Annotated in this window: 25 protein-coding genes; 11 read left to right on the forward strand and 14 right to left on the reverse strand. The window is 72.7% G+C overall.

The genetic code is table 11. The annotated features are described in order from the left end of the window. Positions 1 to 29: 29 nt before the first annotated feature. Positions 30 to 257, forward strand: a complete 228-nt coding sequence (locus tag ABZT47_RS08590; protein ID WP_354837715.1) for a hypothetical protein — start codon at positions 30 to 32, stop codon at positions 255 to 257. Positions 258 to 281: 24 nt separating this feature from the next. On the opposite strand, the gene ABZT47_RS08595 is transcribed toward ABZT47_RS08590, so the two are convergent. The 4 genes from ABZT47_RS08595 to ABZT47_RS08610 all read right to left on the reverse strand — a co-directional run bounded on the left by ABZT47_RS08595 (position 282) and on the right by ABZT47_RS08610 (position 4692). Further along, on the reverse strand, positions 282 to 1226 hold the full coding sequence (locus tag ABZT47_RS08595; protein ID WP_354837717.1) for a Rieske (2Fe-2S) protein: 945 nt from the start codon (positions 1224 to 1226) through the stop codon (positions 282 to 284). A gap of 67 nt (positions 1227 to 1293) precedes the next feature. Further along, positions 1294 to 1905 (reverse strand): HD domain-containing protein, encoded by a 612-nt coding sequence (locus ABZT47_RS08600; RefSeq protein ID WP_354837719.1) that lies wholly within the window; start codon positions 1903 to 1905, stop codon positions 1294 to 1296. A 61-nt stretch (positions 1906 to 1966) separates the two neighbouring features. Then, complete coding sequence (locus ABZT47_RS08605) at positions 1967 to 4210, reverse strand: molybdopterin-dependent oxidoreductase (RefSeq protein ID WP_354837721.1); 2244 nt, start codon at positions 4208 to 4210, stop codon at positions 1967 to 1969. Between the two features lie 62 nt (positions 4211 to 4272). Continuing rightward, on the reverse strand, positions 4273 to 4692 hold the full coding sequence (locus tag ABZT47_RS08610) for a Fur family transcriptional regulator (protein WP_354837723.1): 420 nt from the start codon (positions 4690 to 4692) through the stop codon (positions 4273 to 4275). 216 nt (positions 4693 to 4908) lie between these two features. On the opposite strand from ABZT47_RS08610, the gene ABZT47_RS08615 reads away from it, so the two are divergent. The 3 genes from ABZT47_RS08615 to ABZT47_RS08625 all read left to right on the forward strand — a co-directional run bounded on the left by ABZT47_RS08615 (position 4909) and on the right by ABZT47_RS08625 (position 7657). Continuing rightward, positions 4909 to 5985, forward strand: coding sequence for a CapA family protein (locus ABZT47_RS08615; protein ID WP_354838713.1), 1077 nt, complete (start codon positions 4909 to 4911; stop codon positions 5983 to 5985). A 69-nt stretch (positions 5986 to 6054) separates the two neighbouring features. Further along, positions 6055 to 6936: an SDR family NAD(P)-dependent oxidoreductase gene (locus ABZT47_RS08620; protein WP_354837725.1), complete on the forward strand. Its 882-nt coding sequence runs from the start codon at positions 6055 to 6057 to the stop codon at positions 6934 to 6936. A 31-nt stretch (positions 6937 to 6967) separates the two neighbouring features. Next, complete coding sequence (locus ABZT47_RS08625) at positions 6968 to 7657, forward strand: TetR/AcrR family transcriptional regulator (protein ID WP_354837727.1); 690 nt, start codon at positions 6968 to 6970, stop codon at positions 7655 to 7657. On the opposite strand, the gene ABZT47_RS08630 is transcribed toward ABZT47_RS08625, so the two are convergent. After that, a complete protein-coding gene (locus tag ABZT47_RS08630) occupies positions 7654 to 7926 on the reverse strand; it encodes a hypothetical protein (RefSeq protein ID WP_354837729.1) in 273 nt (90 codons plus the stop codon). The genes ABZT47_RS08625 and ABZT47_RS08630 overlap by 4 nt on opposite strands. A gap of 159 nt (positions 7927 to 8085) precedes the next feature. Here ABZT47_RS08630 and ABZT47_RS08635 point away from each other — a divergent pair, with 159 nt between their 5' ends. Then, on the forward strand, positions 8086 to 8625 hold the full coding sequence (locus tag ABZT47_RS08635) for a tetratricopeptide repeat protein (RefSeq protein ID WP_354837731.1): 540 nt from the start codon (positions 8086 to 8088) through the stop codon (positions 8623 to 8625). Positions 8626 to 8825: 200 nt separating this feature from the next. On the opposite strand, the gene ABZT47_RS08640 is transcribed toward ABZT47_RS08635, so the two are convergent. From ABZT47_RS08640 to ABZT47_RS08675, 8 genes are all read right to left on the reverse strand, one after another. Further along, the gene (locus ABZT47_RS08640) at positions 8826 to 9425 is read right to left on the reverse strand and encodes a hypothetical protein (RefSeq protein ID WP_354837733.1); all 600 of its coding nucleotides are present in this window, start codon (positions 9423 to 9425) and stop codon (positions 8826 to 8828) included. 98 nt (positions 9426 to 9523) lie between these two features. Beyond that, positions 9524 to 12103, reverse strand: a complete 2580-nt coding sequence (gene clpB / locus ABZT47_RS08645) for an ATP-dependent chaperone ClpB (RefSeq protein WP_354837735.1) — start codon at positions 12101 to 12103, stop codon at positions 9524 to 9526. Between the two features lie 225 nt (positions 12104 to 12328). Continuing rightward, positions 12329 to 12676 (reverse strand): helix-turn-helix transcriptional regulator, encoded by a 348-nt coding sequence (locus ABZT47_RS08650; RefSeq protein WP_354837737.1) that lies wholly within the window; start codon positions 12674 to 12676, stop codon positions 12329 to 12331. A gap of 21 nt (positions 12677 to 12697) precedes the next feature. Continuing rightward, positions 12698 to 13879 carry a molecular chaperone DnaJ gene (gene dnaJ / locus ABZT47_RS08655; RefSeq protein WP_354837739.1) on the reverse strand — a complete coding sequence of 394 codons (1182 nt, stop codon included), beginning with the start codon at positions 13877 to 13879 and terminating at the stop codon, positions 12698 to 12700. Between the two features lie 35 nt (positions 13880 to 13914). Continuing rightward, positions 13915 to 14565, reverse strand: coding sequence for a nucleotide exchange factor GrpE (gene grpE, locus ABZT47_RS08660; protein WP_354837741.1), 651 nt, complete (start codon positions 14563 to 14565; stop codon positions 13915 to 13917). Continuing rightward, entirely contained in the window at positions 14562 to 16439 is a 1878-nt protein-coding gene (gene dnaK / locus ABZT47_RS08665) for a molecular chaperone DnaK (protein ID WP_354837743.1), read from the reverse strand. The genes grpE and dnaK overlap by 4 nt, the downstream gene beginning before the upstream one ends. 198 nt (positions 16440 to 16637) lie before the next feature. Beyond that, the gene (locus tag ABZT47_RS08670) at positions 16638 to 17099 is read right to left on the reverse strand and encodes a hypothetical protein (RefSeq protein WP_354837745.1); all 462 of its coding nucleotides are present in this window, start codon (positions 17097 to 17099) and stop codon (positions 16638 to 16640) included. A 153-nt stretch (positions 17100 to 17252) separates the two neighbouring features. After that, entirely contained in the window at positions 17253 to 18821 is a 1569-nt protein-coding gene (locus ABZT47_RS08675; protein ID WP_354837747.1) for an alpha/beta hydrolase, read from the reverse strand. Between the two features lie 219 nt (positions 18822 to 19040). On the opposite strand from ABZT47_RS08675, the gene ABZT47_RS08680 reads away from it, so the two are divergent. Together ABZT47_RS08680 and proC are read left to right on the forward strand one after the other, a co-directional pair. Beyond that, positions 19041 to 19967 (forward strand): proline dehydrogenase family protein, encoded by a 927-nt coding sequence (locus ABZT47_RS08680; protein ID WP_354837749.1) that lies wholly within the window; start codon positions 19041 to 19043, stop codon positions 19965 to 19967. 40 nt (positions 19968 to 20007) lie between these two features. Next, positions 20008 to 20802, forward strand: a complete 795-nt coding sequence (gene proC / locus ABZT47_RS08685) for a pyrroline-5-carboxylate reductase (RefSeq protein ID WP_354837751.1) — start codon at positions 20008 to 20010, stop codon at positions 20800 to 20802. Positions 20803 to 20928: 126 nt separating this feature from the next. Here the strand turns inward: proC and ABZT47_RS08690 are convergent, their stop codons facing one another. Next, positions 20929 to 21150: an EF-hand domain-containing protein gene (locus ABZT47_RS08690; RefSeq protein WP_354837753.1), complete on the reverse strand. Its 222-nt coding sequence runs from the start codon at positions 21148 to 21150 to the stop codon at positions 20929 to 20931. Positions 21151 to 21339: 189 nt separating this feature from the next. On the opposite strand from ABZT47_RS08690, the gene ABZT47_RS08695 reads away from it, so the two are divergent. The 4 genes from ABZT47_RS08695 to ABZT47_RS08710 all read left to right on the forward strand — a co-directional run bounded on the left by ABZT47_RS08695 (position 21340) and on the right by ABZT47_RS08710 (position 26220). Beyond that, positions 21340 to 22569 carry an MFS transporter gene (locus ABZT47_RS08695; RefSeq protein WP_354837755.1) on the forward strand — a complete coding sequence of 410 codons (1230 nt, stop codon included), beginning with the start codon at positions 21340 to 21342 and terminating at the stop codon, positions 22567 to 22569. A 197-nt stretch (positions 22570 to 22766) separates the two neighbouring features. After that, positions 22767 to 24182, forward strand: a complete 1416-nt coding sequence (locus ABZT47_RS08700; protein ID WP_354837757.1) for an HlyD family efflux transporter periplasmic adaptor subunit — start codon at positions 22767 to 22769, stop codon at positions 24180 to 24182. After that, positions 24179 to 25039 carry an ABC transporter ATP-binding protein gene (locus ABZT47_RS08705; protein ID WP_354837759.1) on the forward strand — a complete coding sequence of 287 codons (861 nt, stop codon included), beginning with the start codon at positions 24179 to 24181 and terminating at the stop codon, positions 25037 to 25039. The genes ABZT47_RS08700 and ABZT47_RS08705 overlap by 4 nt, the downstream gene beginning before the upstream one ends. Next, positions 25036 to 26220, forward strand: coding sequence for an ABC transporter permease (locus ABZT47_RS08710; RefSeq protein ID WP_354837762.1), 1185 nt, complete (start codon positions 25036 to 25038; stop codon positions 26218 to 26220). The genes ABZT47_RS08705 and ABZT47_RS08710 overlap by 4 nt, the downstream gene beginning before the upstream one ends. The last annotated feature ends 51 nt before the right edge of the window (positions 26221 to 26271 follow it).

Genomic DNA, 26271 nt, shown 5'->3' on the forward strand with positions numbered 1-26271 from the left:
CATTGCCATAAGTGGGTATTTACCTGGTCATGAAGGGTGACCGGGTCGAAATCGTCATAGACGCGGGAGGCAATCCGCGTACCTACGAGATCGTGGCGACGAAGGCCGGCAGACGCGTCGACGTCGCCACCCGCAGAGGGCTCGTGGAGGTCAGCGAGGTGACCAGGAGCGGCACCCCGGTGCGCACCGCCCGCTTCATGGCCAGCCGCATCCTCGCCCTCGTCGAGCACCCGGCCGCCGACGGCGAGAAGGACTGAGCCGGCCGCGCCGGCTCGCGCACCTCAGGTCAGCTCGCGCGGGCGCACCTGGACGACGCCGTCGCCCCGCACGTTGACCTCGAACGACGGCTGGGGCGCGGTCGCCGGGCCGTGTACGACCCCGCCGTCCTCCAGCCGGAACGTGCTGCCGTGCCACGGGCACACGACGCAGGGCTCGTCGCCGTCCATGACCAGCCGCCCCTGGTGGAGCGGCCCGGCGAGGTGCGAGCACCGGTCGGCCAGGACCGTGACGTTGGTCCCGTGGCGCAGCACGAACAGCTGGATGTAACCCAGACGGCGTGACACGGGGCGCCCGTCGGGCAGGTCCCACAGCCGGCACAGGTCGTGCCAGCCCAGCGGCACCAGATGGGTGGTCTGCTCGGCGTGGCTCGGGCCGGCCGCCATGCGGTAGGCCAGGTGCCCGCCGAGGTTGCCGCCGATGCCCGCGGCGCCGAGGCCGGCGAAGGCGAGCGCCCGCGCGGTGCGGTGCCGGCCCGACAGCCGCAGGATCAGCGACCCCGAGTACAGGCCGATGGCGGCCATGTTGACCAGCACGTGGACCAGGCCGACCCGCTGCTGCTCCAGGTGCAGCACCGACCAGTCGGTCAGCCCCGCGGCGGCGGCGGGGATCGCGGCGGCCAGGCCCGTGGCCAGCACGGCCTGCGAGGCGCGGGGGTCCACGTCGATGACGTCGAGCACCGCCGTGGCGGTGAAGCACCCCAGGCTGACGGTGGCCAGCGGAGGGTGGAGAGGATGGCCGGTGGGCACGCCGTGCAGGACGTCCCGCGCCGCGCTTCCCAGCGGCAGTCTGCGCCTGATCAGCTTGGCCAGCGGGACGACGACGCGATCGAGGGCCCGCATGTGCTCGATGCGATCGGTGACCCCCACCGGCAGGGACATCCGCGCCAGCCCCAGGGATCGCCGGAGCGTCCGGCCTCGCGAGTTGATGGACTTCGAAGTTTCCTCCACTTTCGCCCCCTCTCGCCCTTAGGGGGGACCTACCCCCCTTGAGCCGTGGAGAACACCGCGGAGGCGGCTACGCGCGGCCGGGGGCCAGGTGGCCCCGGGCGGCCGACAGCTCGATGATCTCTGTGGCGTAGTCGCCGAGGGCCGGCGAGCCCTCGCGGATGATCTCGACCTTCTCCATCACCTGGTCCACCGTGACGCCGTGGCGCACCCAGCTCCCGCCCTCGTTGTGGTGGTTGGCCATCATCGGGGCGAGCCGGTCGAGCGCCTTGGCGAAGCGCGCCTCCGGCGTGCTCCGGGCCTCGAACTCCTCCCACAGCGCGCGAAGGGTGGCGGTCTGGTCGGCCGGCAGCAACCCGAAGATGCGGTCGGCGGCGGCGCGCTCGGCCTTCTCCTGTACCTCGACCGCCGTCAGGTCGTAGATGAAGGTGTCGCCGGCGTCGATCTCGACGATGTCGTGCACGAGCAGCATGGCGGTGACCCGGCCGAGGTCGGCGCCGGGCGGCGCGTACTCGCCGAAGACCATGGCCAGCATTCCGAGGTACCACGAGTGCTCGGCGTCGTTCTCTCTGCGGGAGCCGTCCATCAAGGTGTTGCGGCGGAGCACGCGCTTCAGTTTGTCGATTTCCACGGCGAAACCGACCTGGGCCAGCAGACGTTCCTTATCGGGCACGGTGGTCACGCGCCACAGCCTATTACCGGGAGCGCCCCGATTCGGCCCGACCCGCGCCGCGCGCCGCGGCTCAGGCGGGCTCCAGAGTGACCGGCACCCCGTTGAACACCGCGTTCCCCGACAGCGGGTCGATGATCGACTCGTCGGTCAGGGCGTTGGCGCTCACGCCGGCGTTCTTGGCCGCGACCAGCTGCGAGGTTCCCGCGTGGCCCCAGCCGTGCGGCAGGCTCACCACCCCGCGCATGATCGTGTCGGTCGGCTCGAGCGGCACGGTGAGCTCGCCCGCCGCCGAGCGGACCACCGCCTGCCCGGACAGGCCCAGCTCGGCGGCGTCGTCCGGGTTGATCTGCAGGGTGCAGCGGTTGGTGCCGCCGACCAGCGGGGCGAGGTTGTGCATCCAGCTGTTGTTGGAGCGCAGGTGCCGCCGGCCGATGAGCACGAAACCCTCGGCCGGCCGGCCGAGCGCCTCGCGCAGCCGCGGGACGTCGGCCAGGATCGCCGGCGGGGCCAGCTCGACCGCGCCGGAGGCGGTGGCGAGGACGCCGGGCAGGCGCGGCGCCAGCGGCCCGAGGTCGATGCCGTGCGGGTGCCGCAGCAGCAGCTCCAGCGACAGGCCGGGCTCCCGCTCCCCGCCGCCTGCTTCGATCACGCCCCGCGCACCGTCCTCCTCGCCGTCGCCGAACGGCTCGCGGCCGCCCCAGTCGCCGTAGGGGCCCAGGCGCAGCATCGCGTCCAGGCGCAGCTCGGCGCCGGTGCCGCCGGTGAGCATGGCGCGCAGCTCGGCGGGGTCACGGCCCTCGACGGGCGAGCCCGCGGCCTCCACCGCCCTGCGGAGCGTCTGGTCCAGGATGAGCTCGTCCAGCGCCGCGGGATCGGCGTCCGCGCCCTGGCCCGCGGCGATCATGGCGAGCCGGGCGAGGATCTCCGCCTCGGAGGGCCGTCCCGGCTCAAGGGGCAGCACCGGCGGGGAGTAGCGCGCGTAGCCGCGCACGGCGAAGTTCAGCAGCAGGAAGTCGTAGTGCCCCGACTGCATGACCCGCGGCGGCGGCAGGATGACGTGGGCGTGGCGGGTCGTCTCGTTGAGGTAGGGGTCGACGCTGACCATGAAGTCCAGGCCGGCCAGCGCCCGGTCGAGCCGCGCCCCGTTCGGCGCCGACAGCACCGGGTTGCCCGCCACCGTGACCAGGGCGCGCACGCGGCCCTCGCCGGGCGTGTCGATCTCGTCGGCCAGCGTCGCCACCGGCAGCTCGCCGTTGGCCTCGGGCAGGCCCCGCACGCGGCTGTGCCAGCGGCCGGTCGCGTACGGCCGGCGGCGGCGCGGCCCCTCGGTCGCCGGGCGGGGGAACATGGCGCCCCCGGGCCGGTCGAGGTTGCCGGTCAGCACGTTCACCGCGTCCACCAGCCACTGGGCGAGCGTGCCGAACTCGACGGTGCACGTGCCGATGCGCCCGTACACGGCGGCGGCCGGCGCGGCGGCGAGCTCGCGCGCCAGCCGGACGATCACCTCCGCCGGCACGCCGCACGCGGTGGCGCACGCCTCGGGGGTGAAGGGCGCCATCGCGGCCTCGAACTCGGCGAGCCCGTTCACCGGGACGCCGACCTGCGCCAAGCCCTCGGCGAAGAGGGTGTGCGCGATGCCGGCCAGCAGGAACGCGTCGGCGCCCGGGCGGACGAACACGTGCTCGTCGGCGAGCGCGGCGGTGCGGGTGCGGCGCGGGTCGACGACCACCAGCCGGCCGCCGCGCCGGCGCAGGGCCTTGAGCCGGCCGGGGAAGTCGGGCGCGGTGCACAGCGAGCCGTTGGACTCCAGCGGGTTGGCGCCCAGCATGAGCAGGTATCCGGTGCGGTCCAGATCGGGTACGGGCACCGTCATCGGGTCGCCGAACATCAGCCCGGCGGAGACGTGCTTGGGCATCTGGTCGGCCGTGCTGGCCGAGTAGACCTGCCGGGTGCCGACGGCGCGGATCAGCGGGGCGGCGTACAGCGCCCCGGCCATGGTGTGGGCGTTGGGGTTGCCGAGGTAGACGGCCCGGGCGGGCCCGGGGACGGCGGCCAGGCCCTGCTCGACGGCCGCGAAGGCCTCCTGCCAGCTCGCCTCGCGCCACTCCGTGCCCGTGCGGATCAGCGGCCGGGTGAGGCGGTCGGGGTCCTCGTCCAGCCGGCCGAGGCTCGCGCCCTTCGGGCAGATGAAGCCTTTGCTGAAGGGGTCGGCGTGGTCGCCGCGCACCCCCGTCACGCGCTCGTCGTCGTCCAGTCCGATGGTGAGGCCGCACACGGCCTCGCACAGTGGGCAGGTGCGGTGTGCGGTGCGCACGATGGGCCTCCTGGGTTCGAGGGCTGAACCCATCATTGCCGTCCTCCGCCGCCGGGGGAAGGTCAGACGCCGCTCCGTGCGAGGCAGTCCGGACAGGCGCCCCAGTAGATGACGTCGGCCTCGTCGACGCGGAAGCCCGCGGCGTCGACGGGGTCCAGGCACGGGGCCTCGCCGGTGGCGCAGTCCACGTCGGTCACCGTGCCGCACATGCGGCAGACGAGGTGGTGGTGGTTGTCGCCGACCCTCGCCTCGTACCGCGCGGGGCTGCCCATGGGCTCGATCTTGTGCAGCAGCCCGGCGCCGTGGAGGGCGTGGAGTCCGTCGTAGATCGCCTGGAGGGAGACGTGGCCGACGCGCGCGCGCACCCGGCGGTAGATGGCGTCCACGTCGAGGTGGTCGCCCTCCCTGACGGTGTGCAGGATCGCGATGCGGGCCGCCGTCACCCGGAGCCCCGCATCGTGTAGCCGCTCGACATCCCCCACGACCTGCACCTTAAGCGGTAAACCTGAATCATTCAAGTAAAGGGACCTTCCCGCTAAGGCGATTTTCGATCGGCCACCCGGGGGGCGGTGTCCAGATCTGGGCGGAGGTGGCATGCTCTTGGAACGATGAGAACCGAGCCCATACACGGCACCCTGTCCGGTTTGCCAGAGATCTCCCCGCGGAGGGCGCGTGTCCGCCGTGCCGCCGCGCTGACCATGGCCGTGGCGATCGCGGCGGTGCCGGTCATGGCATGCTCGGCCGCCGAGTCGTCCTCGCCGCCGTCCAAGAGCACGGACGGCGCCTCATCCGCGCCCGGCGAAGCCACGGGCGACGCGACCGGGAAGCCGCAGGCCGGCGCCCATCGGCGGCCGTTCACCATCTCCTTCGGCGGCGACGTCCACTTCGAGGGCATGCTCCGCAACCGCCTGGCCAACCCCGGCACCGCCCTCGGCCCCATCGCGTCGGTCCTGCGCCGCGCCGACCTGGCGATGGTCAACCTGGAGACCGCCATCACCCAGGGCGGCACCCCGGCGCCGGGCAAGCAGTACACCTTCCGGGCCCCCGCGACGGCGCTCACCGCGCTCAAGGCCGCGGGCGTCGATGTGGCGTCCATGGCCAACAACCACGGCATGGACTACATGGAGGGCGGGCTGCGCGACTCCCTGGCCGCCATCCGCCGCGCCCGCTTCCCGATCGTCGGCATCGGCAAGAACGCCGCCGAGGCCTACCGGCCGTTCCGCAAGGTCGTGAACGGCAACCGGGTGGCGATCATCGGCGCGACCCAGGTGCTCGACAGCCAGTTCGTCCAGGCGTGGACGGCGACCCCGACCAAGGGCGGCCTGGCCTCGGCCAAGGACGAGGCCAGGCTCATCCAGGCCGTCCGGCAGGCGCGCCGCACCGCGGACACCGTCATCGTGCACCTGCACTGGGGGACCGAGCTGCAGAAGTGCCCGAACCAGGCGCAGCTCGCGCTGGCCCCCAAGCTGATCGCCGCCGGCGCCGACGTCATCGTGGGCGGCCACGCGCACATCCTGCTCGGCAGCGGCTACCTGCAGGGACGTTACGTCAACTACGGGATGGGCAACTTCGTCTTCTACAACTCCGGCCCGCAGACGGGAACGACCGGGGTGCTGACCCTCACCATCAACGGGCGCAAGGTGATCAAGGACGGGTGGACGCCGGCGCGGATCAGCGGGGGCGTCCCCGTCCCGCTGACCGGGGCCGCGCGCACCCAGGCCGTCGCCGGGTGGAAGTCCCTGCGAGGGTGCGCGGGGCTGGGCGCCACACCGTGATCCGCCGCGCCGCCCCCGGCCGATCTATATTCGGATGGACGGTCCGATGACGGTGCAGGGGGTGGGCGTATGCGGTTCCCCATCGGGACGCGACCGGCGGCCGTGCGCGAGCTGCGGCGCGCCCGGGCCGAGGGACGCGGGGCCTTCGACGGCCGGCTCGTGGTCGTGACCGGCGCCGGGAGCGGCATCGGCCGAGCCACCGCCCGCGCCTTCGCCGCCCACGGGGCGCAGGTCGTCTGCGCGGACATCGACCTCGCGGCCGTCCGCCGCACGGCGCTGGAGATCGGCCCGCCCGCCCACCCCTGGCGGGTGGACGTCGCCAGCGGCGAGGACATGGAGCGTTTCGCCTCGGCCGTGCGGGAGGAGCACGGCACGCCGGACATCGTGGTGAACAACGCGGGCATCGCCGTCGCCGGGTCCTTCCTGGACCACGAGGTGGCCGACTGGCGGCGCACCATCGACGTCAACCTGTGGGGCGTGGTCCACGGGTGCCGGCTGTTCGGCCGCCAGATGGTCGAGCGCGGACGCGGCGGCCACATCGTCAACGTCGCCTCGCTCGCCGCCTTCGCCCCCTCGCGCCTGCTGCCCGCCTACTCGACCTCCAAGGCGGCGGTGAAGATGCTGAGCGACTGCCTGCGCGCCGAGCTGGCCGGGAGGGGCATCGGCGTGAGCGTGATCTGCCCGGGGTTCACCTCCACGGCGATCGCCGCCAACGCGACCTACCGCGGCGGAGACCGCGCGTTCAGCGAACGGGCGCTGCTGCGGCGCGGCTACCCGCCCGAGCGGGTGGCGGCCCACATCCTGCGCGCCGTTCACCGCAACACGGCCGTGGTCCCGGTGAACGCCGAAGGCAAGATCGGTTATGCCATGTCGCGCATCTCCCCGGGCTTGATGCGGGGAATCGCCCGCCTTATGAATTCCGATTTGGGACGTCTGGCCGGGAAGGACTGACCGCGGCCCCTGAAAGGGGCAAGATGAAACGGTGTCAGCCCCGCCCAGCGACCGCTGCTCCCACGACGACCAGGCGCCGCTGCGCCGAAGACCCTCCCAGCGCCGCAGCGCGCGACGCGTCGAGCGCATGCTCGACGCCTGCGCCGAGTTGCTCGACGAGATCGGCTACGAGGCGCTGTCCACCACCCGCATCGCCGACCGGGCCGATGTGGCCATCGGTTCGATCTACCAGTTCTTCCCCGACAAGCGGGCGATCACCCAGGCGCTGACCCAGCGCAACGTGGAGCTCTTCATCGCCCGGGTCGGCCGGCGCTTCATGACCGAGGACTACACAGGCTGGTGGCACGCGGTGGACGCCATCATCGACGAGTACGTCGACATGAACAGGACCGTTCCTGGCTTCCGCTCACTGCGCTTCGGCGACGCGGTGGACCTCAACCTGTTGGACTCGGTGTCGGAGAACAACACCGTGATCGCCGGCCGGCTGCGGGGCCTGCTGCTCGCGGAGTTCGGCATGGCCGACAGCGAGGAGCTCGACCTGTGGCTGACCGTCGCGGTGGAGTCGGTGGGCGCGGTCCTCGCGCTGGCCTTCCGCCGCGACCCCGACGGCTGGCCCCCGCTCGTCGAGGAGGCCAAGCGGCTGATCCGCGGCTACCTGTCCACCCAGTTGCGCGCGCACGGCGAGGTCCCGGCCGGCCACGAGGGCTCGGCCGCCCGCTAACGGGCCACCGTGCCGGTCCGGCCGGGGGAGGCGGGGGCGCGCGAGGAGGACGTGGTGCCCGCGTCGCCGCTCCCGGCGTCGCACGGCGAGGAGAGCCTGCGGATCAGGTTGCGGGCGGCCTGCACCTCGGCGCGCGTGCGCACCAGTTCCTGGCGTTGCTGGTCGGCGGTCTCGAGGCGGGCGGTGGCGTACCCGAGGGTTCCGGGGACGACGGCGGCGCACAGGGCCGCGCAGGCGAGCGCGAAGGTGGTCTGCCAGGACGGGTCCATCGCAGCTCCTTCGAAAGAGCGGGTGACGTTCCAGGCGTGGCGAATATGCCCTCTCGCTCGCATGACACACGCACAGTAGTCAAACATGCGCAAATCAGGACGTAAGTAATGCCTGCCGTTGTCCACGCACGCTCGAGCGGCGCTCGGTAATCTCGTCTTGTGGCACATGTGACGCGTGAGCAGCTTGATCGACTTCTCGAGCAGGCACTCCTCGACGACGATCACGGGGCGCTGGCGGGGAGGCTCGACGATCTGGCGCGCGGATACGCGTCGGGAGAGGTGTCCCGTGCCGCGATCCTCGTGCTCGCCGCCGAGGAGTGGCGGCAGGCCGGCCAGCCGGCCAGGGCGCTCGAATGCTTCCAGCGGGCGCTGGACGACGGCGGCGAGGTGGGCGTCGACCCCAGGGCCGGCATCGCCGACACCCTGTTCGAGCTCGACCGCCCCGACGAGGCCCGCGAACTGGTCGACTCCATCAAGGCCGGCGGGCAGGTCGACCCGAGCACCGCGCTCAACGTCGCCGAGACCCTGCTGGCCTACGGCGATCCGCGCGCCGCCCACGAGTGGGCGACCGACGGCATCCTGGCCGGCGAGGGCCCCGCGGGCATCCGCGACGCGCTCCTTCGCACCCGCTATCGCATCCGCGTCGATCTCGGCCTGCCCGAGGACGACCTCGACGCCCTGCTCGACGTCTCCCGCTGACCGTCTCCGCCTGACGTCCCTCCGCTGACCGTCTTCCCCTGACCGTCTCCGGCCAGGCCGCGGCGTGAAGGCCGCGCGGGCCGTGACTCCCAGGCGCCACGGCCCGCGCGGTGCGGGTACATCCCTCACGGATGGCTCGCGGGTGAGCGCGCCGCCCGCCGCACGGGGGCGTCTTCGGGCGGCGCGAGCCGGCGTCCGGGTCAGCCGGCGCGCGACTCGTCGAGCGTGGTGTCGACGGTGAGCGTCCTGCCGAGCTCGACGTCCAGCCCGTGCGAGCTGTGCGCGGACACCCGGGCGGGAAGGAGCACCGGCTCGACGGGCATGAGCGGCTCAGGGGCGGTGGGCTCGTCGGCGGCGTACCCGCCGCGGCGCATGGGCAGGTCGCCCGGCCGCGGCAGCCCCGGAACCGAGGCCGCCCACCCGCGGATGGCCCGGTAGACCAGCGCGCTCCTGCCGAAGGGGGACCAGCCGGTGGCGCGGGCGATCGCGGGCAGGTCGTGCAGGCCGATCACCGCGGCGGTGCGGGACGGCAGGCCCCGGCTGCGGCCGATGTGCTCGAAGCCGATGATCAGGTCGTCCCGGTCGTGCCGGGCGGCGAGGGAGGAGACGGCCGCCTGCGGCACGGCCACGGCGTCCACGGCCTCGCATGCCGCGGACGTGGCGCCCTGCGAGCGCAGGACGGCCACGGCGCTCTCCTCGCAGGACGTGGCGGCCGAGGCGCTGCCCGTCCCCAGCAGGCCCGCGCCCGCCGCGACCGCGGCCACCGCGAGGATCCCCCGGATACTGATCGAACTGAGCATGAAGACTCCCTGACTACCTTTTCGTGCTTGGACGAGCACTCAACGTAGCCAGGGAGTCCCCCGCCGGGCGGGTCGTTGACCCGATGCTGGTGGATTCCTTACCGAGACGCCTGCACGGTCAGAGTGTCACCGGCGGCGTCCAGATCGACGATGACCTGGTCCCCGTCGTGGATCTCGCCGGACAGCAGGCTCTTGGCCAGCTTGTCGCCGATCGCCGACTGGACCAGCCGCCGCAGCGGCCGGGCGCCGTACAGCGGGTCGTACCCGGTGAGCGCCAGCCAGTCGCGGGCGGCCGGGGTGACGGTCAGCGTCAGCAGGCGGTCCGACAGACGGCGCGCCAGCCGGGCGACCTGCAGGTCGACGATCTGCGACAGCTCCTCCGAGCCGAGCGCGTCGAACAGGATCACATCGTCCAGCCGGTTGAGGAACTCCGGCTTGAACGAGCCCCGCACCGCCGCCATGACCTTGTCGCGCTTGGCCACGCCGTCGAGCGCCGGGTCGACCAGGTACTGCGAGCCGATGTTGGAGGTCAGGATCAGGATCGTGTTGCGGAAGTCGACCGTGCGTCCCTGGCCGTCGGTCAGCCGCCCGTCGTCGAGCACCTGGAGCAGGATGTCGAAGACCTCGGGGTGGGCCTTCTCGATCTCGTCCAGCAGCACCACCGTGTACGGCCGCCGCCGCACGGCCTCGGTGAGCTGGCCGCCCTCCTCGTAGCCGACGTACCCGGGCGGGGCGCCGACCAGGCGGGCGACGCTGTGCTTCTCGCCGTACTCGCTCATGTCGATGCGGGTCATGGCGCGCTCGTCGTCGAACAGGAACTCCGCCAGCGCCTTGGCCAGCTCGGTCTTGCCCACGCCGGTCGGGCCGAGGAACAGGAACGACCCGGTCGGCCGGTCGGGGTCGGCGACCCCGGCCCGCGCCCGGCGCACGGCGTCCGACACCGCCTGCACGGCCTCACGCTGGCCGACGAGCCTGCGCCCGAGCTCCTCCTCCATGCGCAGCAGCTTGGCGGTCTCGCCCTCCAGCAGGCGCCCGGCGGGGATGCCGGTCCAGGAGGAGATCACCTGCGCGATGTCGTCGGCGCCGACCTCCTCCTTGACCATCGCGTCCTCGGGCTGGGCCAGCACGCCGGCCTCCTCGACCTCCTTCTCCAGGCGCGGCACGTCGCCGTACATCAGCCGGGAGGCCGCCTCGAAGTCGCCGTCGCGCTGGGCGCGCTCGGCGGCCGAGCGGGCCTCGTCGAGCTGCTTCTTCAGCTCGCCGACCCGGTTGAGCCCGGCCTTCTCCTTCTGCCAGCGCACGACCAGGGCGTCGAGCTCCTCCTGGCGGTCGCCGAGCTCCTTGTGCAGCTTGTCCAGGCGCTGGGCGCTCGCCTCGTCGGTCTCCTTGGCGAGGGCCAGCTCCTCCATCTTCAGCCGGTCGACGGCGCGCTGAAGCTCGTCGATCTCCACCGGGCGCGAGTCGATCTCCATGCGCAGGCGGCTGGCGGCCTCGTCGACCAGGTCGATCGCCTTGTCGGGCAGGAAGCGGGCGGTGATGTAGCGGTCGGAGAGCGTGGCCGCGGCCACCAGGGCGCCGTCGGAGATCTGCACCTTGTGGTGGGCCTCGTAGCGGCCCTTGAGCCCGCGCAGGATCGCGATGGTGTCCTCGACCGACGGCTCGCCGACGAAGATCTGCTGGAAGCGGCGCTCCAGCGCCGGGTCCTTCTCGATGCGCTCCCGGTACTCGTCCAGGGTGGTCGCGCCGATCATGCGCAGCTCGCCCCTGGCCAGCATGGGCTTGAGCATGTTGCCGGCGTCCATCGCGCCCTCGGCCGCGCCCGCGCCGACCATCGTGTGCAGCTCGTCGATGAAGGTGACGACCTGGCCGTCGCTCTCCTTGATCTCGGTGAGGACGGCCTTGAGCCGCTCCTCGAACTCGCCCCGGAACTTGGCGCCCGCCACCATCGCGCCGAGGTCCAGGGACACCAGGCGCTTGCCGCGCAGGCTCTCGGGGACGTCTCCGGCGACGATGCGCTGCGCCAGCCCGTCCACGACGGCGGTCTTGCCGACGCCGGGCTCACCGATGAGCACCGGGTTGTTCTTGGTGCGGCGGCTGAGCACCTGCACGACGCGGCGGATCTCGTTGTCCCGGCCGATCACCGGGTCGAGCTTGCCCGCGCGGGCCAGCTCGGTGAGGTCGACGCCGTACTTCTCCAGCGCGCGGTAGGTGTCCTCGGGGCTCTCGCTGGTGACCCGGGCGTGCCCGCGGACCTTCTCGAAGGCCTCCAGCAGGGCGTTCGGCGTGGCGCCCTGCGCCTTGAGCAGCTCGGCGACGCGCCCGCCGTCGGCGGCCAGGCCGACCAGCAGGTGCTCGGTCGACACGTACTCGTCCTCGAGCTGCTTGGCACGGGCCGCGGCCGTGTTCAGCGCCACCAGGAGCTGGCGGGAGGACGACGGCGCGCTCACCGTCGAGCCCTGGGCCTTCGGGATCTGCTCCAGCTCCCGCTCGGCCTCGGTGCGCAGCCGCTTCCAGTCGGCCCCGACGGCCTCCAGCAGGTGGACGGCCGTGCCGTCGGTCTGGGAGAGCAGGGCGGTGAACAGATGGGCCGGAGCGACCTCCGGGTGGCCTTCGGCGGCGGCCCGCCGGACGGCGGCCGACAGGGCGTCCTGGCTCTTACGCGTGAGCTTGTAGTCCATGCCTACCTTGCCTTTCTCGCATGGCGGATCGCCCGGCGCTCGCCGGCCGCGGCGGTGCTGCCTCGCTCCGCGCGGTGCTGCGTCGCTTTGCGCAGTGCTGCGTCGCTTCGCTATATGTGCGCCACCGCCCGGGGCGCCGATACGGTGCCCGTGGGGTGGAGGAGATGTCGTCGCGCGGCCCGGGAGGGTGCTCACCGGGACCGCCGCGGCCGTGCGCTCTCCCGCTCACGCGGGAGGAAGCTGGTACTGGATCAGGGCGCGGATCATCGCCATCTCGCTCCTGAGACGGCCGAGCTCCTCGCGCATGCGGAGGTTCTCGGTCTCCAGGGCGAGGATGCGCTTGATGCCCGCGAGGTTGATGCCCTCCTCCTGGGACAGCCGCTGCACCTCGCGGAGCATCACGATGTCCCGGGTGGAGTACAGGCGGCCCCGCCCCGCCGTCCGGCCGGGACTGACCAGGCCGAGACGGTCGTACTGCCTGAGCGTCTGCGGGTGCAGCCCGGAAAGCTGAGCGGCCACCGAGATGACGTACACCGGAGTGTCGTCGGACAGGTCGAAGTAGTTGGCGTCCATCGGCGTCGCCTCCTTTCTGGGCTACTCGGTTCTCGCCTGTCTGAGCAGCTCGGCGCGGGGGTCCACGCCGTCGGAGACCGCGCGGAACTCCTCCAGCGCGTTTCTCTCCTTGTCGTCGAGGCGCTGGGGCACCACCACTTCGACAGTGGCCAGCAGATCACCCTTGGTGCCGTCCTTGCGGGTGACACCCCGGCCGCGCACGCGGAACGTGCGGCCGTTCGGGGTGCCCTCGGGGATGCGCAGGGTCACCGGCATGCCCTGGAGCACCGGCACCTTGATCTCGGCGCCGAGCGCCGCCTCGGCGAACGTCACCGGGACGGTGATGGTCAGGTTGTCCCCCGACCGGCCGAAGATGGCATGCGGTTTCACGTGAATCTGGACGTACAGATCGCCGGCCGGGCCGCCGTTCTCGCCGGGCGCGCCCTTGCCCTTGAGGCGGATGCGCTGGCCGTCGGCCACCCCGGCGGGGATGCGCGCCTGGAGGGTGCGGGTGCTCTTGCCGCGGCCGCTGCCCTCGCACACGGGGCAGGGGTCGTCGACCAGCAGGCCGCGGCCCTTGCAGTCGCGGCACGGCTCGGAGAAGGCGAAGTTGCCGAGGTTGCGGCTGGCGGCGCCGGTGCCCTCACAGGTCGGGCAGACCCGCGGGGTCGTGCCGGCCTTGGCGCCGGTGCCGGTGCAGGCCGGGCACGCCGAGGAGCTGGTGAGCCGCAGGGCCACCGTGGTGCCGTCCACGGACTCCATGAACGACAGGGTGACCTCGGACTCGATGTCCTGCCCGCGGCGGGGACGGCTCGTGGTGGTGGTGGAGGTGCGCCCGCCACGGTTGAACAGACCGCCGAACAGGTCGCCGATGCGCTCACCCGTGCCGCCGCCCTGCGCCGTGCCTCCGAAGAGGTCGCCGAACTCGAACGGGAACCCGCCGCCGCCGCGGGGGGCGCCGCCCCCCGCGTATCCGCCGAGACCGGACCCGAACAGCGTGCGCGCCTCGTCGTACTCCTTGCGGCGCTTGCTGTCGGACAGGACGTCGTAGGCCTCCGAGACCTGCTTGAACTTGGCCTCGGTCTCGGTGTTGCCCTGGTTGGCGTCCGGGTGGTACTTCCTGGCCAGTCTCCGGTACGCCTTCTTGATCTCTTCGGCGGTGGCGGTCTTCGACACACCAAGGACGGCGTAGTAGTCCTTCTCCAGGTAGTCCTTGGTGCTCATCTATCGCTTCCTTCGTGACCCAAAGGGATGATCGCTCAATTGTCCTCGGACTCGGCCGCCGCCGCGCCCGCTCCGTCCGTTTCGGAGGAGGTGCGCTCGGAGGACTCGGGCTCCTCCGGCTCGGCGACGGCCACCCTCGCCGGGCGCAGGACGCGCTCGCCGATGCGGTAGCCGGGCTGGAGGATCTCCACGCAGGTCGGCTCGGTGACCTCGGCCGAGTAGCTGTGCAGGAGCGCCTCGTGCACGGTCGGGTCGAACGGGTCGCCCTTGGCGCCGTAGGCCGAGAGCCCGAGCTTGCCGACGGCGCTCTCGAGCGCCTCGCTCACCTTGGCGAAGCCGCCGGTGAGCTCGCCGTGGTCGCGGGCCCTGCCGATGTCGTCGAGTACGGGCAGCATCTCGGTGAGCACGCTGGCCACCGCCTGCTCGCGGACCGTCACCCGGTCGCGCTCGACGCGCTTGCGGTAGTTGGAGTACTCGGCCTGGAGCCGCTGGAGGTCGGCCGTGCGCTCGGCGAGCTGCGCGGCCGCGCCCGCGTCCTGCGGGGCCGCCGCCTCGGGCGAGGCGGGGGAGGGCGTGTCGGCCGCCTTCCCCGCCCCCTGGCGCACCTCCCCCGTCTCGGGGTCGATGCGCCGGTTGTCGCGGATCACCAGGCCTTCGTGCTCGCTCCCAGAGTTCGGGGACGTCACGCGGCACCGCCCTCCCGCTTCGGCTCGTCGTCGACGATCTCGGCCTCGACGACGTCGTCGTCGGCCTTGGCGCCGCCGTCGGCGGCACCGGTGGCGCCGGCCCCGGGGGCCCCGCCCTCGGCGCCCTGCGACTGGGCGTAGATCGCCGAACCCATCTTCTGGCTGACGGTGGCGAGCTTCTCTGCGGCGGCGCGGATGGCGGCGGAGTCGCTGCCCTCCAGCGTCTTCTTCAGCTCGCTCAGCGCCTCCTCGACCTCGGTCTTGACCTCGGCCGGGACCTTCTCGTCGTTCTCGCGCAGGAACTTCTCGGTCTGGTAGGCCAGGCCGTCGGCGTTGTTGCGCGTCTCGGCGTCCTCGCGGCGCTTCTTGTCCTCCTCGGCGTAGGACTCGGCCTCGCGCATCATGCGCTCGATGTCGTCCTTCGGCAGCGCCGAGCCGCCGGTGATCGTCATCGACTGCTCCTTGCCGGTGCCGAGGTCCTTGGCGGAGACGTTGACGATGCCGTTGGCGTCGATGTCGAAGGTGACCTCGATCTGCGGGATGCCGCGCGGCGCCGGGGCGATGCCGGTCAGCTCGAAGGTGGCCAGCTTCTTGTTGTAGGCCGCGATCTCGCGCTCACCCTGGAAGACCTGGATCTGCACCGACGGCTGGTTGTCCTCGGCCGTGGTGAAGACCTCCGACCGCTTGGTCGGGATCGTGGTGTTCCGCTCGATGATCTTGGTGAAGATGCCGCCCTTGGTCTCGATGCCCAGGCTCAGCGGGGTCACGTCCAGCAGCAGGACGTCCTTGACCTCGCCCTTGAGCACGCCGGCCTGGAGCGCGGCGCCGATGGCGACGACCTCGTCGGGGTTGACGCCCTTGTTGGGCTCCTTGCCGCCGGTGAGCTCCTTGACCAGGTCGCTGACGGCGGGCATGCGGGTGGAGCCGCCGACGAGCACCACGTGGGCGATGTCGGAGACCTTGATGCCGGCGTCCTTGATGACCTGGTGGAACGGGCCCTTGCAGCGCTCGAGGAGGTCGGCGGTGATGCGCTGGAACTCCGAGCGGGTGAGCTTCTCCTCCAGGTGGAGGGGGCCCTCGGCCGAGGCGGTGATGTAGGGCAGGTTGATCGAGGTCTCGGTCTGCGACGACAGCTCGATCTTGGCCTTCTCGGCGGCCTCGCGCAGGCGCTGGAGCGCCATCTTGTCCTTGGACAGGTCGACGCCGTGGGCGTTCTTGAAGCGGGTCACCAGCTCGTCGACGACGCGCTGGTCCCAGTCGTCGCCGCCCAGGTGGTTGTCACCGCTGGTCGCCTTGACCTCGACGAAGCCGTGGCCGTCCTCCTGGCCGACGTCGAGCAGGGACACGTCGAAGGTGCCGCCGCCGAGGTCGAAGACCAGGATGGTCTGGTCCTTGTCCTTGTCGAGCCCGTACGCCAGAGCGGCGGAGGTGGGCTCGTTGATGATGCGCAGGACGTTGAGGCCCGCGATCGTGCCGGCCTCCTTGGTGGCCTGCCGCTGCGAGTCGTTGAAGTACGCGGGGACGGTGATCACCGCGTCGGTGATCTTCTCGCCGAGGTAGGCCTCGGCGTCCGTCTTGAGCTTCTGCAGGACGAAGGCGCTGATCTGCTGCGGGGAGAACTTCTTGCCGTCGATCTCGACGGACCAGTCGGAGCCCATCTCACGCTTGACCGAGCGGATGGTCCGGTCGACGTTGGTGACGGCCTGCCGCTTGGCCACCTCGCCGACGAGGACCTCTCCGTTCTTGGCGAAGGCCACGACCGACGGAGTCGTGCGCGAGCCCTGCGCGTTGGCGATGACGGTGGGCTCACCGCCCTCGAGGATCGAGACGACGGAGTTGGTCGTCCCAAGGTCGATACCTACCGCACGTGCCATGAGTACGTCCTTGTAGTCAAAGTTGAGTCCGTATGACTCAATCGTAATCCCGCTCGACCCGTTGTCAAGCGAGTTGAGTCTGCTGGGCTCAACCCTACGCGCCCCCTCACCTATTCCGCGCACACGGGGGCTCAGGAACGCGGACTTCTCGGACACGCTCCGGCCCGTCCCCGCCACTTCCAGGTCTCCTGGGAGTGATCAGCCCTTGGCGCCGTCGACGATCTCGCGGTGGCCGAGGGGCTTCTTCAGCTTGACGGTCGTGGATTTCTGGACCGCGATCTCGATGCACGCCGTGTTCTCGGCGCCGCGCGCCTGCCCCTCGTACAGGTTGATCGTCACGCTCTTCGCCGTCTCGCGCACGCCGACCCGGTCGAGCACCGAGCAGGGCTCCACGCCCGACCACCAGATCACGGTGAGCCGGCGTCCGTCCCGGGAGGGGCGCACCTTCTCCCAGCGGACCTTGCGCGGGTGCACCGTCGGTCCCTTGGGGCGCGTAGGGGAGGGCCCGGCCGCCGGGGCGGCCGGCGTGGTCACCTGCGCCGTGCCGGCCGGCGCCGACACGGCGTCGTCGGGGGACCCGCTCGCGCCGGTCGTGGGCGCCGGCGCGCCGCCGCACGCCGCCGCCAGGAACAGCCCCGCCGCCGCCAATGTGGTCCTCATCGTCCGCATACCCCTTCGACGTACTGGATCTCCCCGTGGTTCGGGCCGCGCATGCCCCCGTCTCGACGCGCACGTCGAGGCGGGACGCGAAAGGACCCCCGGCCTGGGTGGCCGGGGGTCCTTCCGTTGGGGGGCTTCTGTGGGGCCGGCGGGTCAGCGCTCGCCGGGGGCCCAGTCGTCGTCGGCGGAGGTCGGCGCGGACCGCAGGGTCGTGGCCGCCGCCGGCGGGACCGGGTCGGGGAACGGCGCGCAGTGCGCGTCGGGGCCGGGCAGGCTCGCCGGCAGCGTGCCGTCGGTCAGGTACGCCTTCCAGATGTCGTCGATGCAGGCGTTGCCCCGGCCGGTGAGGCCGTGGTTGCCGCCGCCGTCCATGACGACCAGGCGCGAGGACGGGAAGCGCTTGTGCATCTCGACGCCGCCCTGGTACGGGGTGGCGGCGTCCTTGGTGTCCTGGAAGAACAGGGCGTTCTTGATGGCGCGGCCGTCGATGCGCGCCGGGTGGCCGCCGCGCACGGGCCACGACTGGCACTGCGCGTTGTACCAGGCGTTGCCCCAGGTCAGGAACGGAGCGGTGCGGTAGGACTCCCACCAGTCGCGGTGCCAGGTGCCCCAGTCGCGCGGCCAGCGGGCGTCGCTGCACTCCACGGCCGAGTAGACGGCGAAGCCGTTGTCGTCGCCGCTGCTGTCGCCGTAGGTGCCGTACGCCGCCACCAGCGGGGCGGTGTCACCGGCCACGTACTTGGACAGGGCGTTGGCCAGCAGCGGCCAGCGGCTCTTGAGGTAGCCGCCCGCGAGGTAGGTGTCGTCGAGCTCGTCCGGGCCGACCCTGCCCTCGGCGGGGGTGGCCTTGAGCTTGGCGCGGGTGGCGTAGAACGCCTTCTCCACGTCGGCGCCGTTCGTGCCGAGGTGGTAGGTGGCGTCGTACTTGGCGATCCAGGCGAAGAAGTCCTTGGCGCGGGCCTCGAAGGCGTGGTTCTGGTCGATGTTGGCGTCGTACCAGACCCGCTCGGGGTTGACGATGCTGTCCAGCACCAGGCGGCGCACCTTGGACGGGAACAGGGTGGCGTAGGTGGCGCCCAGGTAGGTGCCGTAGGAGTAGCCGACGTAGCTGATCTGCTTCTGGCCGAGGGCCTTGCGGATCTCGTCCATGTCCTTGGCGGCGTCCACCGTGGTCATGTGCCTCAGCAGCTCGCCGTGGGCGGCGTCACAGGCCTTGGAGTAGCCCTGCATCCGCTTCACCCACGCGGCCTCCTCGGCGAAGGTGGAGGGGATGTAGTCGGGGCGCACCGGGTCGAAGAAGTGCGGGTCGCAGCTCAGCGCCGGCTCGCTGGCGCCGACGCCCCGCGGGTCGAAGCCGATCAGGTCGTACTGCGCGGCCAGGGCGGCGCCGAGGCGGGTCTGCATCACGACGGGGTAGGCCCGGCCGCTGCCGCCGGGACCGCCGGGGTTGAACAGGATCGCGCCCTGGTAGTGGGCGGTGTCGGTCGCCTTCTTGCGGGTGACGGCGATCTTGACGGTCCTGCTCCACGGGCGGGAGTAGTCGAGCGGCACGGCGACCGTGGCGCACTCGATGCCTTCGGGCAGGTCCGCGCACTGTGCCCACTGGGGGGCGGGAGTCGTGTGGTCGGGCGCCTGCTGCGTCCCGGCCGTCGCGGGAGACGCGATCAGCGCTCCGCTCAGACCCAGGCCGGCTGTGGCCAGCGCTATGAGGATCTTCTTCAACGATCTACCCCTTCGACGCCGGCGGCTCCATCGTTGGAACCGACTTATGGCACCTTCGGGTAGATCATGCGTATAAAACGGTTATAAGACGACGGCTGTTTTCAGTTGGTTGTCAAACCGCAACATGCGGTCGCCTCCGGTGATCGGCGCCTGAACCGCCGTAGGGTGGGGAGGTCTTCCCCCATCAGCCGTCCAGTCGTCGTGCCGGGAAGGGTGCCGATGGTTTTGCGCCAGGTTCTGCTTGCTGCCTCGGGCAGCGACCGCGTGGAGAGCGTCGTCAGGAACGCCGGGGTCGTCCGGGCGCTGACAGGCCGCTACGTGGCCGGGGACGGCCCCGAGGACGCCGCCTCGGTGGCGGCGGGGCTGGTCGCCGACGGCCTGCTGGTGACGCTGGACCATCTGGACGGGCGGGCGCGCGACTCCGGACGGGCCGCCCGCGCGGTCAAAGACCGGCTCACCCTGCTCGACGCGCTCGCCCGCCGCGGCGTCGCCAAGGGCGCCGACCTGTCGCTGCGGCTGTCGTCCCTCGGGCTCGGCCTCGACGACGACCTGGCACGCCGCAACGCCTCGCGGGTCTGCCAGGCCGCTCTCGACGTGGGCGCCACGGTGACGGTCGAGGCCGAGGAGCCGGCGATGGCGGAGGCCGCGCTGCGCGTCCACGCGGCGCTGTTCGACGAGCACCCCGCCACCGGCGTCACCGTCCTTTCGTCCCTGCGCCGCGCCGAGGAGCACTGCAGCGGGCTCGCCGCCGGCCGCGTCCGGCTCCGCCGGGGTCACGCCGACGGCCCCGTCGCCGTCACCCACCGCGACGCCGCCGCCGTCGACCGCTCGTACGTGCGCTGCCTGAAGGCCCTCATGGCCGGCGAGGGCCGGCCGGTGGTCGCCACCCACGACCGGCGGCTCATCGAGATCGCCTCGGCGCTCGCCGTGCTGAACGAGCGCGAGGGCGTCGAGTACGAGATGTCCTACGGCGTGCGGCCGGCCGAGCAGGCGCGGCTCGCCGCCCTCGGCACCCGCGTGCGCGTGCGCGTCCCCTACGGCGCCGACTGGTATCCGCACCTGGCCCGCCATCTGGCCCGCCGCCCGGCGAACCTCGCCCTGCTGGCCCGGTCCCTGGGACGGCAGCGACCGCGCGGGAGTCGGTAGGCTTCGAGCGTTCCCCGACTCCTACACGAGGTGCGCTGAGATGATCGCGATTCTCGGAACCGGCAAGATGGGCGAGGCCCTGCTGTCAGGGTTGCTGCGCGCCGGCGTCAAGCGGGACGAGATCGTGGCGACCGCCCGGCGCGAGGAGCGCGCCCAGGCGTTGCGCGAGCGCCACGGCGTGCGGGTCGTGTCCAACAGCGAGGCCGCCAAGATCGGCGAGACGCTGATCCTGGCGGTCAAGCCGCAGGACATGGCGGCCCTGCTCACCGAGATCGCCCCGCACGTCCCGGCCGGCAAGCTCGTGGTCACGGTGGCGGCCGGCATCACGACCTCCTTCGTCGAGTCGCGCCTCGGCGACGAGGTCCCGGTCGTGCGCGTGATGTCCAACACCCCCGTGCTGGTCGACGAGGCCATGAGCGTCATCTCGGCCGGCGCCCACGCCGCCGAGACGCACCTGCGGCACGCCGAGGACCTGCTGTCGCCGGTCGGCAAGGTGCTGCGCATCCCCGAGTCGCAGCAGGACGCCGCGACCGCGCTGTCCGGCAGCGGCCCGGCCTACTTCTTCTACCTGGTCGAGGCCATGGTGGACGCCGGCATCCTGCTCGGCATGCCCCGGGCGGCGGCGCTGGACATGGTCACCCAGTCGATCGTCGGCGCGGCGATCATGCTGCGCGACTCCGGGGAGCACCCGGTGATTCTGCGCGAGGCGGTCACCTCGCCCGGCGGCACCACCATCGCGGCCATCGCCGAACTCGAGCGCCACAGCGTCCGGGCGGCCTTCCTGGCGGCCATCGAGGCCGCCCGCGACCGCAGCCGCCAGCTCGCGGCCGGCTGACCCCGCCGCGGGCGCCTCGCGCCCCGCCGCCCGCGCGGGCCGCTCGTCCCGGGCCGGTCCTTTTCGGTTCGGCCGCTCACACGCCGGCCGCTCCGGCCCGGTCCTCTCCGGGGCGGATTTCCCGGGTCAGTCGTTCTCGGGGACCAGCCGGAGGAACTCCTCGAAGGAGATGCGGCCGTCGCCGTCGGCGTCCACCTCCCGCTCCAGCGCGCCCAGCGCCTCGGCGGGCAGGTGCGGGAAGTGCTGGAGGTACTCGGCGTCGGTGATGAACCCGTCGCCGTCGCTGTCGATGGACGCGAACCGCTCTTTGAGCCGGGCCCACCGGGGGTCCGCGGGTGTCGCCGTCAAGAGATCTGCCTCCGGGGCGAGAAGTTACCTGGTACGGCGAACACCCTAGTTCCGACATTCCGCCAATACGACTATGGACCACCCGCAAACCGTCGTGAGGCCCCACGGCGGGGGGCGGCGTAACCGTTAGGAAAGTTTGCTAATAGAGTGCCCGTGGCCGGTGGAAGGGGCGGCGGGCATGGGGGCACGATGACGGCGGCTGTGGACGGACGGCCCGCCGGGCCCGCGGTGTGGACGCGCGATTTCCGGCTGTTCTTCACCGCGAGGTCGGTCTCGATGCTGGGCACGGCCATGGTGCCGGTCGCGATGGCGCTCGGCGTCCTGCGGGCCGGGTACGGGGCGAGCGGCATCGGCTACACGCTGGCCGCCTCGACGGTGCCGATGGCCGCGCTGGTGCTGTTCGGCGGGGTCTTCGCCGACCGCTTCACCCCGCGCCGCATGATGGTCGGCGCCGACCTCGCGCGCCTTGTGTCCCAGACCGTCACGGCGGTGCTCTTCCTCACCGGCACCCCCGCGTTGTGGCAGCTCATGGCCATCTCGGCGGTCAACGGCATCGCCGCCGCCATGTTCCAGCCGGGACTGGCGAGCCTGGTGCCGCGCATCGCCAGGGACGTCCAGCGCGCGGTGGCCACCCAGCGCACCTCCGAGTCGCTCATGCTCCTCATCGGCCCCTCGGTCGCCGGCCTGCTGGTCGCCTTCGCGGAGGTCGGCGTGGTCTTCCTGATCGACGCCGCCGGCTTCGGCGTCAGCGCGCTCTGCCTGGCCCTGCTGCGGCTGCGCGGGGCTCCCCCCGCGGCCCGGGAGGGGACGGTGTTCGGCAACCTCAAGGAGGGATGGCGGGAGTTCCGCTCCCGCACATGGATGTGGGGGGTGATCCTCGTCTGGGCGGTGATGGGCATCGCGGTCTTCGGGCCGGTGACCCCGCTCGGCGCCCTTCTCGTGAGCCAGGCCTACGACGCCACCGGCTTCGGCTTCGTCACCTCCGCCTACGGCGCCGGCACCATCATGGGCGGCGTCATCGCCATGCGCCTCAAACCCGCCCGGCCGCTGGCCGCCGGCGCGACGGCGCTGTTCCTGCTCGCCCTCCAGCCCCTGTCGATCACGCTCGGTCTCCCGCTGCCGGTGATGGCCGCCTGCCACCTCCTCGCGGGCACGGGGTCGGCCTTCTGGGGCGTCATGTGGATGACCAGCGTCCAGACGCAGGTGGCGCCGGAGGTGCTGAACCGCGTCCACGCCTACGAGGTGGCCGGCTCGGTCATGGCGATCCCGGTCGGCCAGGCCCTCAGCGGGCCGGCGGCCTCGCTGCTCGGCGCGGGCCAGGTGCTCACGATCTCCTCGGTCGTCGCCGTCTGCGGGTGCGTCCTGCTGCTGTCGGTGCCGGCGATCCGGCGCCTGCGCCGCGTCTCCGAGACCGCCTGAGCGGCCCTCGGAACCGCCTGAGCGCCCCGAGCCGCCCGAGCCGGTCCGCCGGTGCTGTCCGGCCGCCTGAGCGGCAGCGGGGACGCCTCGGCGGTACTCGGGCCCGCATGGCCGGTCCCGGGCCCGCCGATACCGCCCGTCCCGGTGGGCGCGGGGGCCCAAGCCGGGCCGGGGATCTCCCTCCTACGATGGGCCGGGTGACGATCCGTCGCGGTATCCCCCCGCTTTTCATCGGTCTCACCCTGCTCGTGTCGGCCTGCACCCAGGACGAGACGCCCAAGGCGCAGATCGGCGAGGTCCGGCGCGCCCCCGTCAGCGAGGTCGTCGAGGCCCCCGGCACCGTCGGCGCCCGCGCCACGGCCACCCTGCGATCCCCGGCGGCCGGCACGGTCGCGAAGCTGTACGTCCGCGACGGCGACACGGTGGACAAGGGGGAGATCCTCGCCCGCATCAGCTCCCCGCAGGCGAAGGACCAGCTCGACCAGGCGCGCCGCGCCGAACGGCAGGCGTCCAGGCCGGTGCGGCTCGGCGGCGTGGCGCCGGCCCCGAGCATCCGGCTCGCCGGGCCGAACCTCGCCGCCCCCCTCGACCGCGAGGTGGCGCGCGGGTTCGCCAGAGCCCGCGCCGCGGCCGGGAAGATCCAGGACAGGCGGGTGCGCGCGCAGCTCCTGGCCGCCGTCGCCGCCGCCGAGACCCAGCATCGCGCCCAGCGCGCGGCGCTCGACCAGATCACCCAGAGCCTCACCCGGTCGGTCAACCAGACGCTCTCCCAGGTCAGCGGCCAGATCGGTACGGGGCTCGGCGGGCTCGCCGCGTCGATGTCCTCCCTGCAGGCGGCATCCAGGAGCCAGGCGAGGGCCGCGGTGAAGGTGGCGGGCGCGACGGTGAAGGGCCTGACGATCAAGGCGCCCTTCGACGGGGTGGTCACGCTGGGCGGGCCGTCCGGCGGCGGCGCCTCCGGCCTCGGCTCCCTGCTCGGCCAACTCCCGGCGGGCCTGTCCGGCCAGGCCGGAGCCGCCGCGGGCGCGTCCGGCGGCGGCGCGGCGGCCGCGGGCTCCGCGGGCCCGATCGCCGCAGGGGTGCCGGTCGCGGCGGGCGACGCCATCGCCACCGTGACCGACGTCTCGCGGCTGACGCTGTCCGCCGACGTGGACGAGACCGACGTGCTCCTGGTCACCCGCGGCGTGAAGGCGGAAGCCGAACTGGACGCCGTCTCCGGGGCCACCTACCGGGCGAAGGTCGCCGGCGTGGGCGTGACGCCCAAGGAGGGCACCACCGGCGGGGTGAGCTACCCCGTGCGGCTCACCCTCGGCGAGGGCGTCTACGACGACGGCGGGCAGGCGCCGCCCCCCAAACCGGGCATGAGCGCCGTCGTCCGGCTGACCGTGCGCGAGTCGCCCGACGCGGTGGCGGTGCCCGCGGCGAGCGTCGTCACCAGCGGCAGGGACACCGTGGTGTGGGTCGTGCGCGCCGACGGCACGGCGGAGCGCAGGGTGGTCAAGCTGGGCGCCCAGGGCGACGCCCTGGTCGAGGTGGCACGGGGCCTGACGCCGGGGGAGCGGGTCGTCGTCAAGGGCGCCGACACCGTGCGGCAGGACCAGAAGCTCACATGACGGCCGCGGGCCGGCCGCGGCCGGAGGACCGGCAGGCGCGGGACGCCGGAACGCCTGCCCCCGCCTTCGAGGCCGTCGACCTCACCCGCTCCTACAAGCTGGAGGGGGTGTCGGTGGACGCGCTGCGCGGGGTGAGCCTGCGCATCGACCACGGCGAGTTCGTCGCCATCGTCGGCCCGTCCGGATCGGGCAAGTCGACGCTCATGCACCTGCTCGGCTGCCTGGACCGGCCCACCTCGGGCACGTTGCGGGTGGACGGGGTGGAGGTGTCCACGCTGGACGACACCGGGCTCGCCGAGCTGCGCAACCAGGCCGTGGGCTTCGTGTTCCAGTCCTTCCACCTGCTCGGGCGCACCTCCGCGCTGGAGAACGTGGCCCTGCCCCTGGTGTACCGGGGGGTGGGCCGGGCCGAGCGCAGGGAGCGGGCCAGGCGGGCGCTGTCGGCCGTGGGGCTCGCGCACCGCCTGGACCACCGGCCCTCCCAGATGTCCGGCGGCGAGCAGCAGCGGGTGGCCATCGCCCGCGCCCTCGTGGGCGATCCCAAGGTGGTGCTGGCGGACGAGCCGACCGGGAACCTCGACTCCCGCAACGGCCGGGAGGTGATGGGCATCCTGGCCGACCTGAACTCCGAGCGGGGGGTGGCGGTGGTGCTGGTCACCCACGAGCGCGAGGTGGCCGACCTCGCCCGCCGCCGCGTCCACGTCCGCGACGGCGTCATCGAACGCGACGAACGGGACGACCCGGCGGCGCCGCCCGGGCGCGCCGACCGGGACGGGGGGCCGGCTCGCCCTGAGGGCCCGGTTCGCGGGGGCGGCCCGGCCGCCGGGGACGGGCCGGTCCGGGGTGATCGGCCGTGAGGAGCGCCGAGGCGCTGCGCATGGCGCTGGAGGCGCTGCGGGTCAACCGGCTGCGCAGCGCGCTGACGATGTTCGGCGTCGTCATCGGCGTGTCGGCCGTGGTGATCCTGGTCGCCATCGGCACCGGCGCCAAGGAGGCGGTCGAGGGGGAGATCGCCGGGCTCGGCAGCAACATCATCCTCGTCGTGCCCGGCCAGGTGGGGCTCGGCGCGGCCCCCACCCAGAGCCGCCTGGACCTCGCCGACGTCGCCTACGTCCGCCGCGTGGTCGGCGACCCCGGCAAGGTCACCGTCGCGGTCAACTCCGGGGAGTCGGTGCGCGTGGGCCGTACCGAGGTCTTCGCCACCATCACCGGCACCGACGAGAACCTGCCGAACATCTTCGAACGCCCGCTGCGCCGGGGCAGGTACCTCAGCGGGACCGACGTGGACACCCGGCGGCGCGTCGCGGTGCTCGGCTCGGAGGTCGGGGCCAAGCTGTTCGGGGACCTCGACCCGATCGGCCGGCAGGTCACCATCGCCGGCGTGCGCTTCCGCGTCATCGGGCTGTACGAGCCGGTGGGTGCGACCTTCGGCGTGGCGCGTGACCAGGAGGTGCACGTCCCGGTCACCACGGCGCAGCGGCTGATCGGCCTGTCGCGGATCAACGGCATCGCGGTCGGGGCCTCCGGCCCGGACGAGATCGAGCCGCTGCGGCAGCGCGTCCTGCGCGGGCTTGAGGGCCGCTACCCGGGCGAGCGGTTCAGCGCGGTCACCCAGACGCAGCTCCTCGGCACCATCGGCAGCGTGCTCGGCATGCTGACCGGCGTCCTGGCCGCCATCGCCGGCATCTCGCTGCTGGTGGGCGGGGTCGGCGTCTCCAACATCATGCTGGTGAGCGTGCGGGAGCGCACGCGCGAGATCGGCCTGCGCAAGGCGCTCGGCGCCCGGCAGCGCGACGTGCTCGGGCAGTTCCTCATCGAGGCGGTGCTGCTCACCACGATCGGCGGCGTCATCGGCATCCTGATCGGCGTGGGCGGCTCCCTGCTGATCCAGGCGGTCTCGCCGGTGCCGGCCGCGATCACCTGGTGGTCGGTGGCGCTGGCGTTCGGGGTCTCGGCGGGCGTCGGGGTCTTCTTCGGCGTCGCGCCCGCCCGCCGCGCGGCGCGGCTCGACCCGGTCATCGCCCTGCGCGCCGAATGAACCGATCCCTCGTGCGGTACGGTCGTTTCATGGGGTGGCGCGGAGAGCTGG

It is taken from the genome of Sphaerisporangium sp. NPDC005289, assembly GCF_040607455.1.
Classification (GTDB): domain Bacteria; phylum Actinomycetota; class Actinomycetes; order Streptosporangiales; family Streptosporangiaceae; genus Sphaerisporangium; species Sphaerisporangium rhizosphaerae.

Coding starts and splice junctions, on each gene's coding strand:
- ABZT47_RS08590 (WP_354837715.1), top strand. CDS start 30: ATGAAGGGTGACCGGGTCGAAATCGTCATAGACGCGGGAGGCAATCCG.
- ABZT47_RS08615 (WP_354838713.1), top strand. CDS start 4,909: ATGGCCGTGGCGATCGCGGCGGTGCCGGTCATGGCATGCTCGGCCGCC.
- ABZT47_RS08620 (WP_354837725.1), top strand. CDS start 6,055: ATGCGGTTCCCCATCGGGACGCGACCGGCGGCCGTGCGCGAGCTGCGG.
- ABZT47_RS08630 (WP_354837729.1), bottom strand. CDS start 7,926: ATGGACCCGTCCTGGCAGACCACCTTCGCGCTCGCCTGCGCGGCCCTG.
- ABZT47_RS08640 (WP_354837733.1), bottom strand. CDS start 9,425: ATGCTCAGTTCGATCAGTATCCGGGGGATCCTCGCGGTGGCCGCGGTC.
- clpB (WP_354837735.1), bottom strand. CDS start 12,103: ATGGACTACAAGCTCACGCGTAAGAGCCAGGACGCCCTGTCGGCCGCC.
- ABZT47_RS08650 (WP_354837737.1), bottom strand. CDS start 12,676: ATGGACGCCAACTACTTCGACCTGTCCGACGACACTCCGGTGTACGTC.
- dnaJ (WP_354837739.1), bottom strand. CDS start 13,879: ATGAGCACCAAGGACTACCTGGAGAAGGACTACTACGCCGTCCTTGGT.
- dnaK (WP_354837743.1), bottom strand. CDS start 16,439: ATGGCACGTGCGGTAGGTATCGACCTTGGGACGACCAACTCCGTCGTC.
- ABZT47_RS08670 (WP_354837745.1), bottom strand. CDS start 17,099: ATGAGGACCACATTGGCGGCGGCGGGGCTGTTCCTGGCGGCGGCGTGC.
- ABZT47_RS08680 (WP_354837749.1), top strand. CDS start 19,041: ATGGTTTTGCGCCAGGTTCTGCTTGCTGCCTCGGGCAGCGACCGCGTG.
- proC (WP_354837751.1), top strand. CDS start 20,008: ATGATCGCGATTCTCGGAACCGGCAAGATGGGCGAGGCCCTGCTGTCA.
- ABZT47_RS08695 (WP_354837755.1), top strand. CDS start 21,340: ATGACGGCGGCTGTGGACGGACGGCCCGCCGGGCCCGCGGTGTGGACG.
- ABZT47_RS08705 (WP_354837759.1), top strand. CDS start 24,179: ATGACGGCCGCGGGCCGGCCGCGGCCGGAGGACCGGCAGGCGCGGGAC.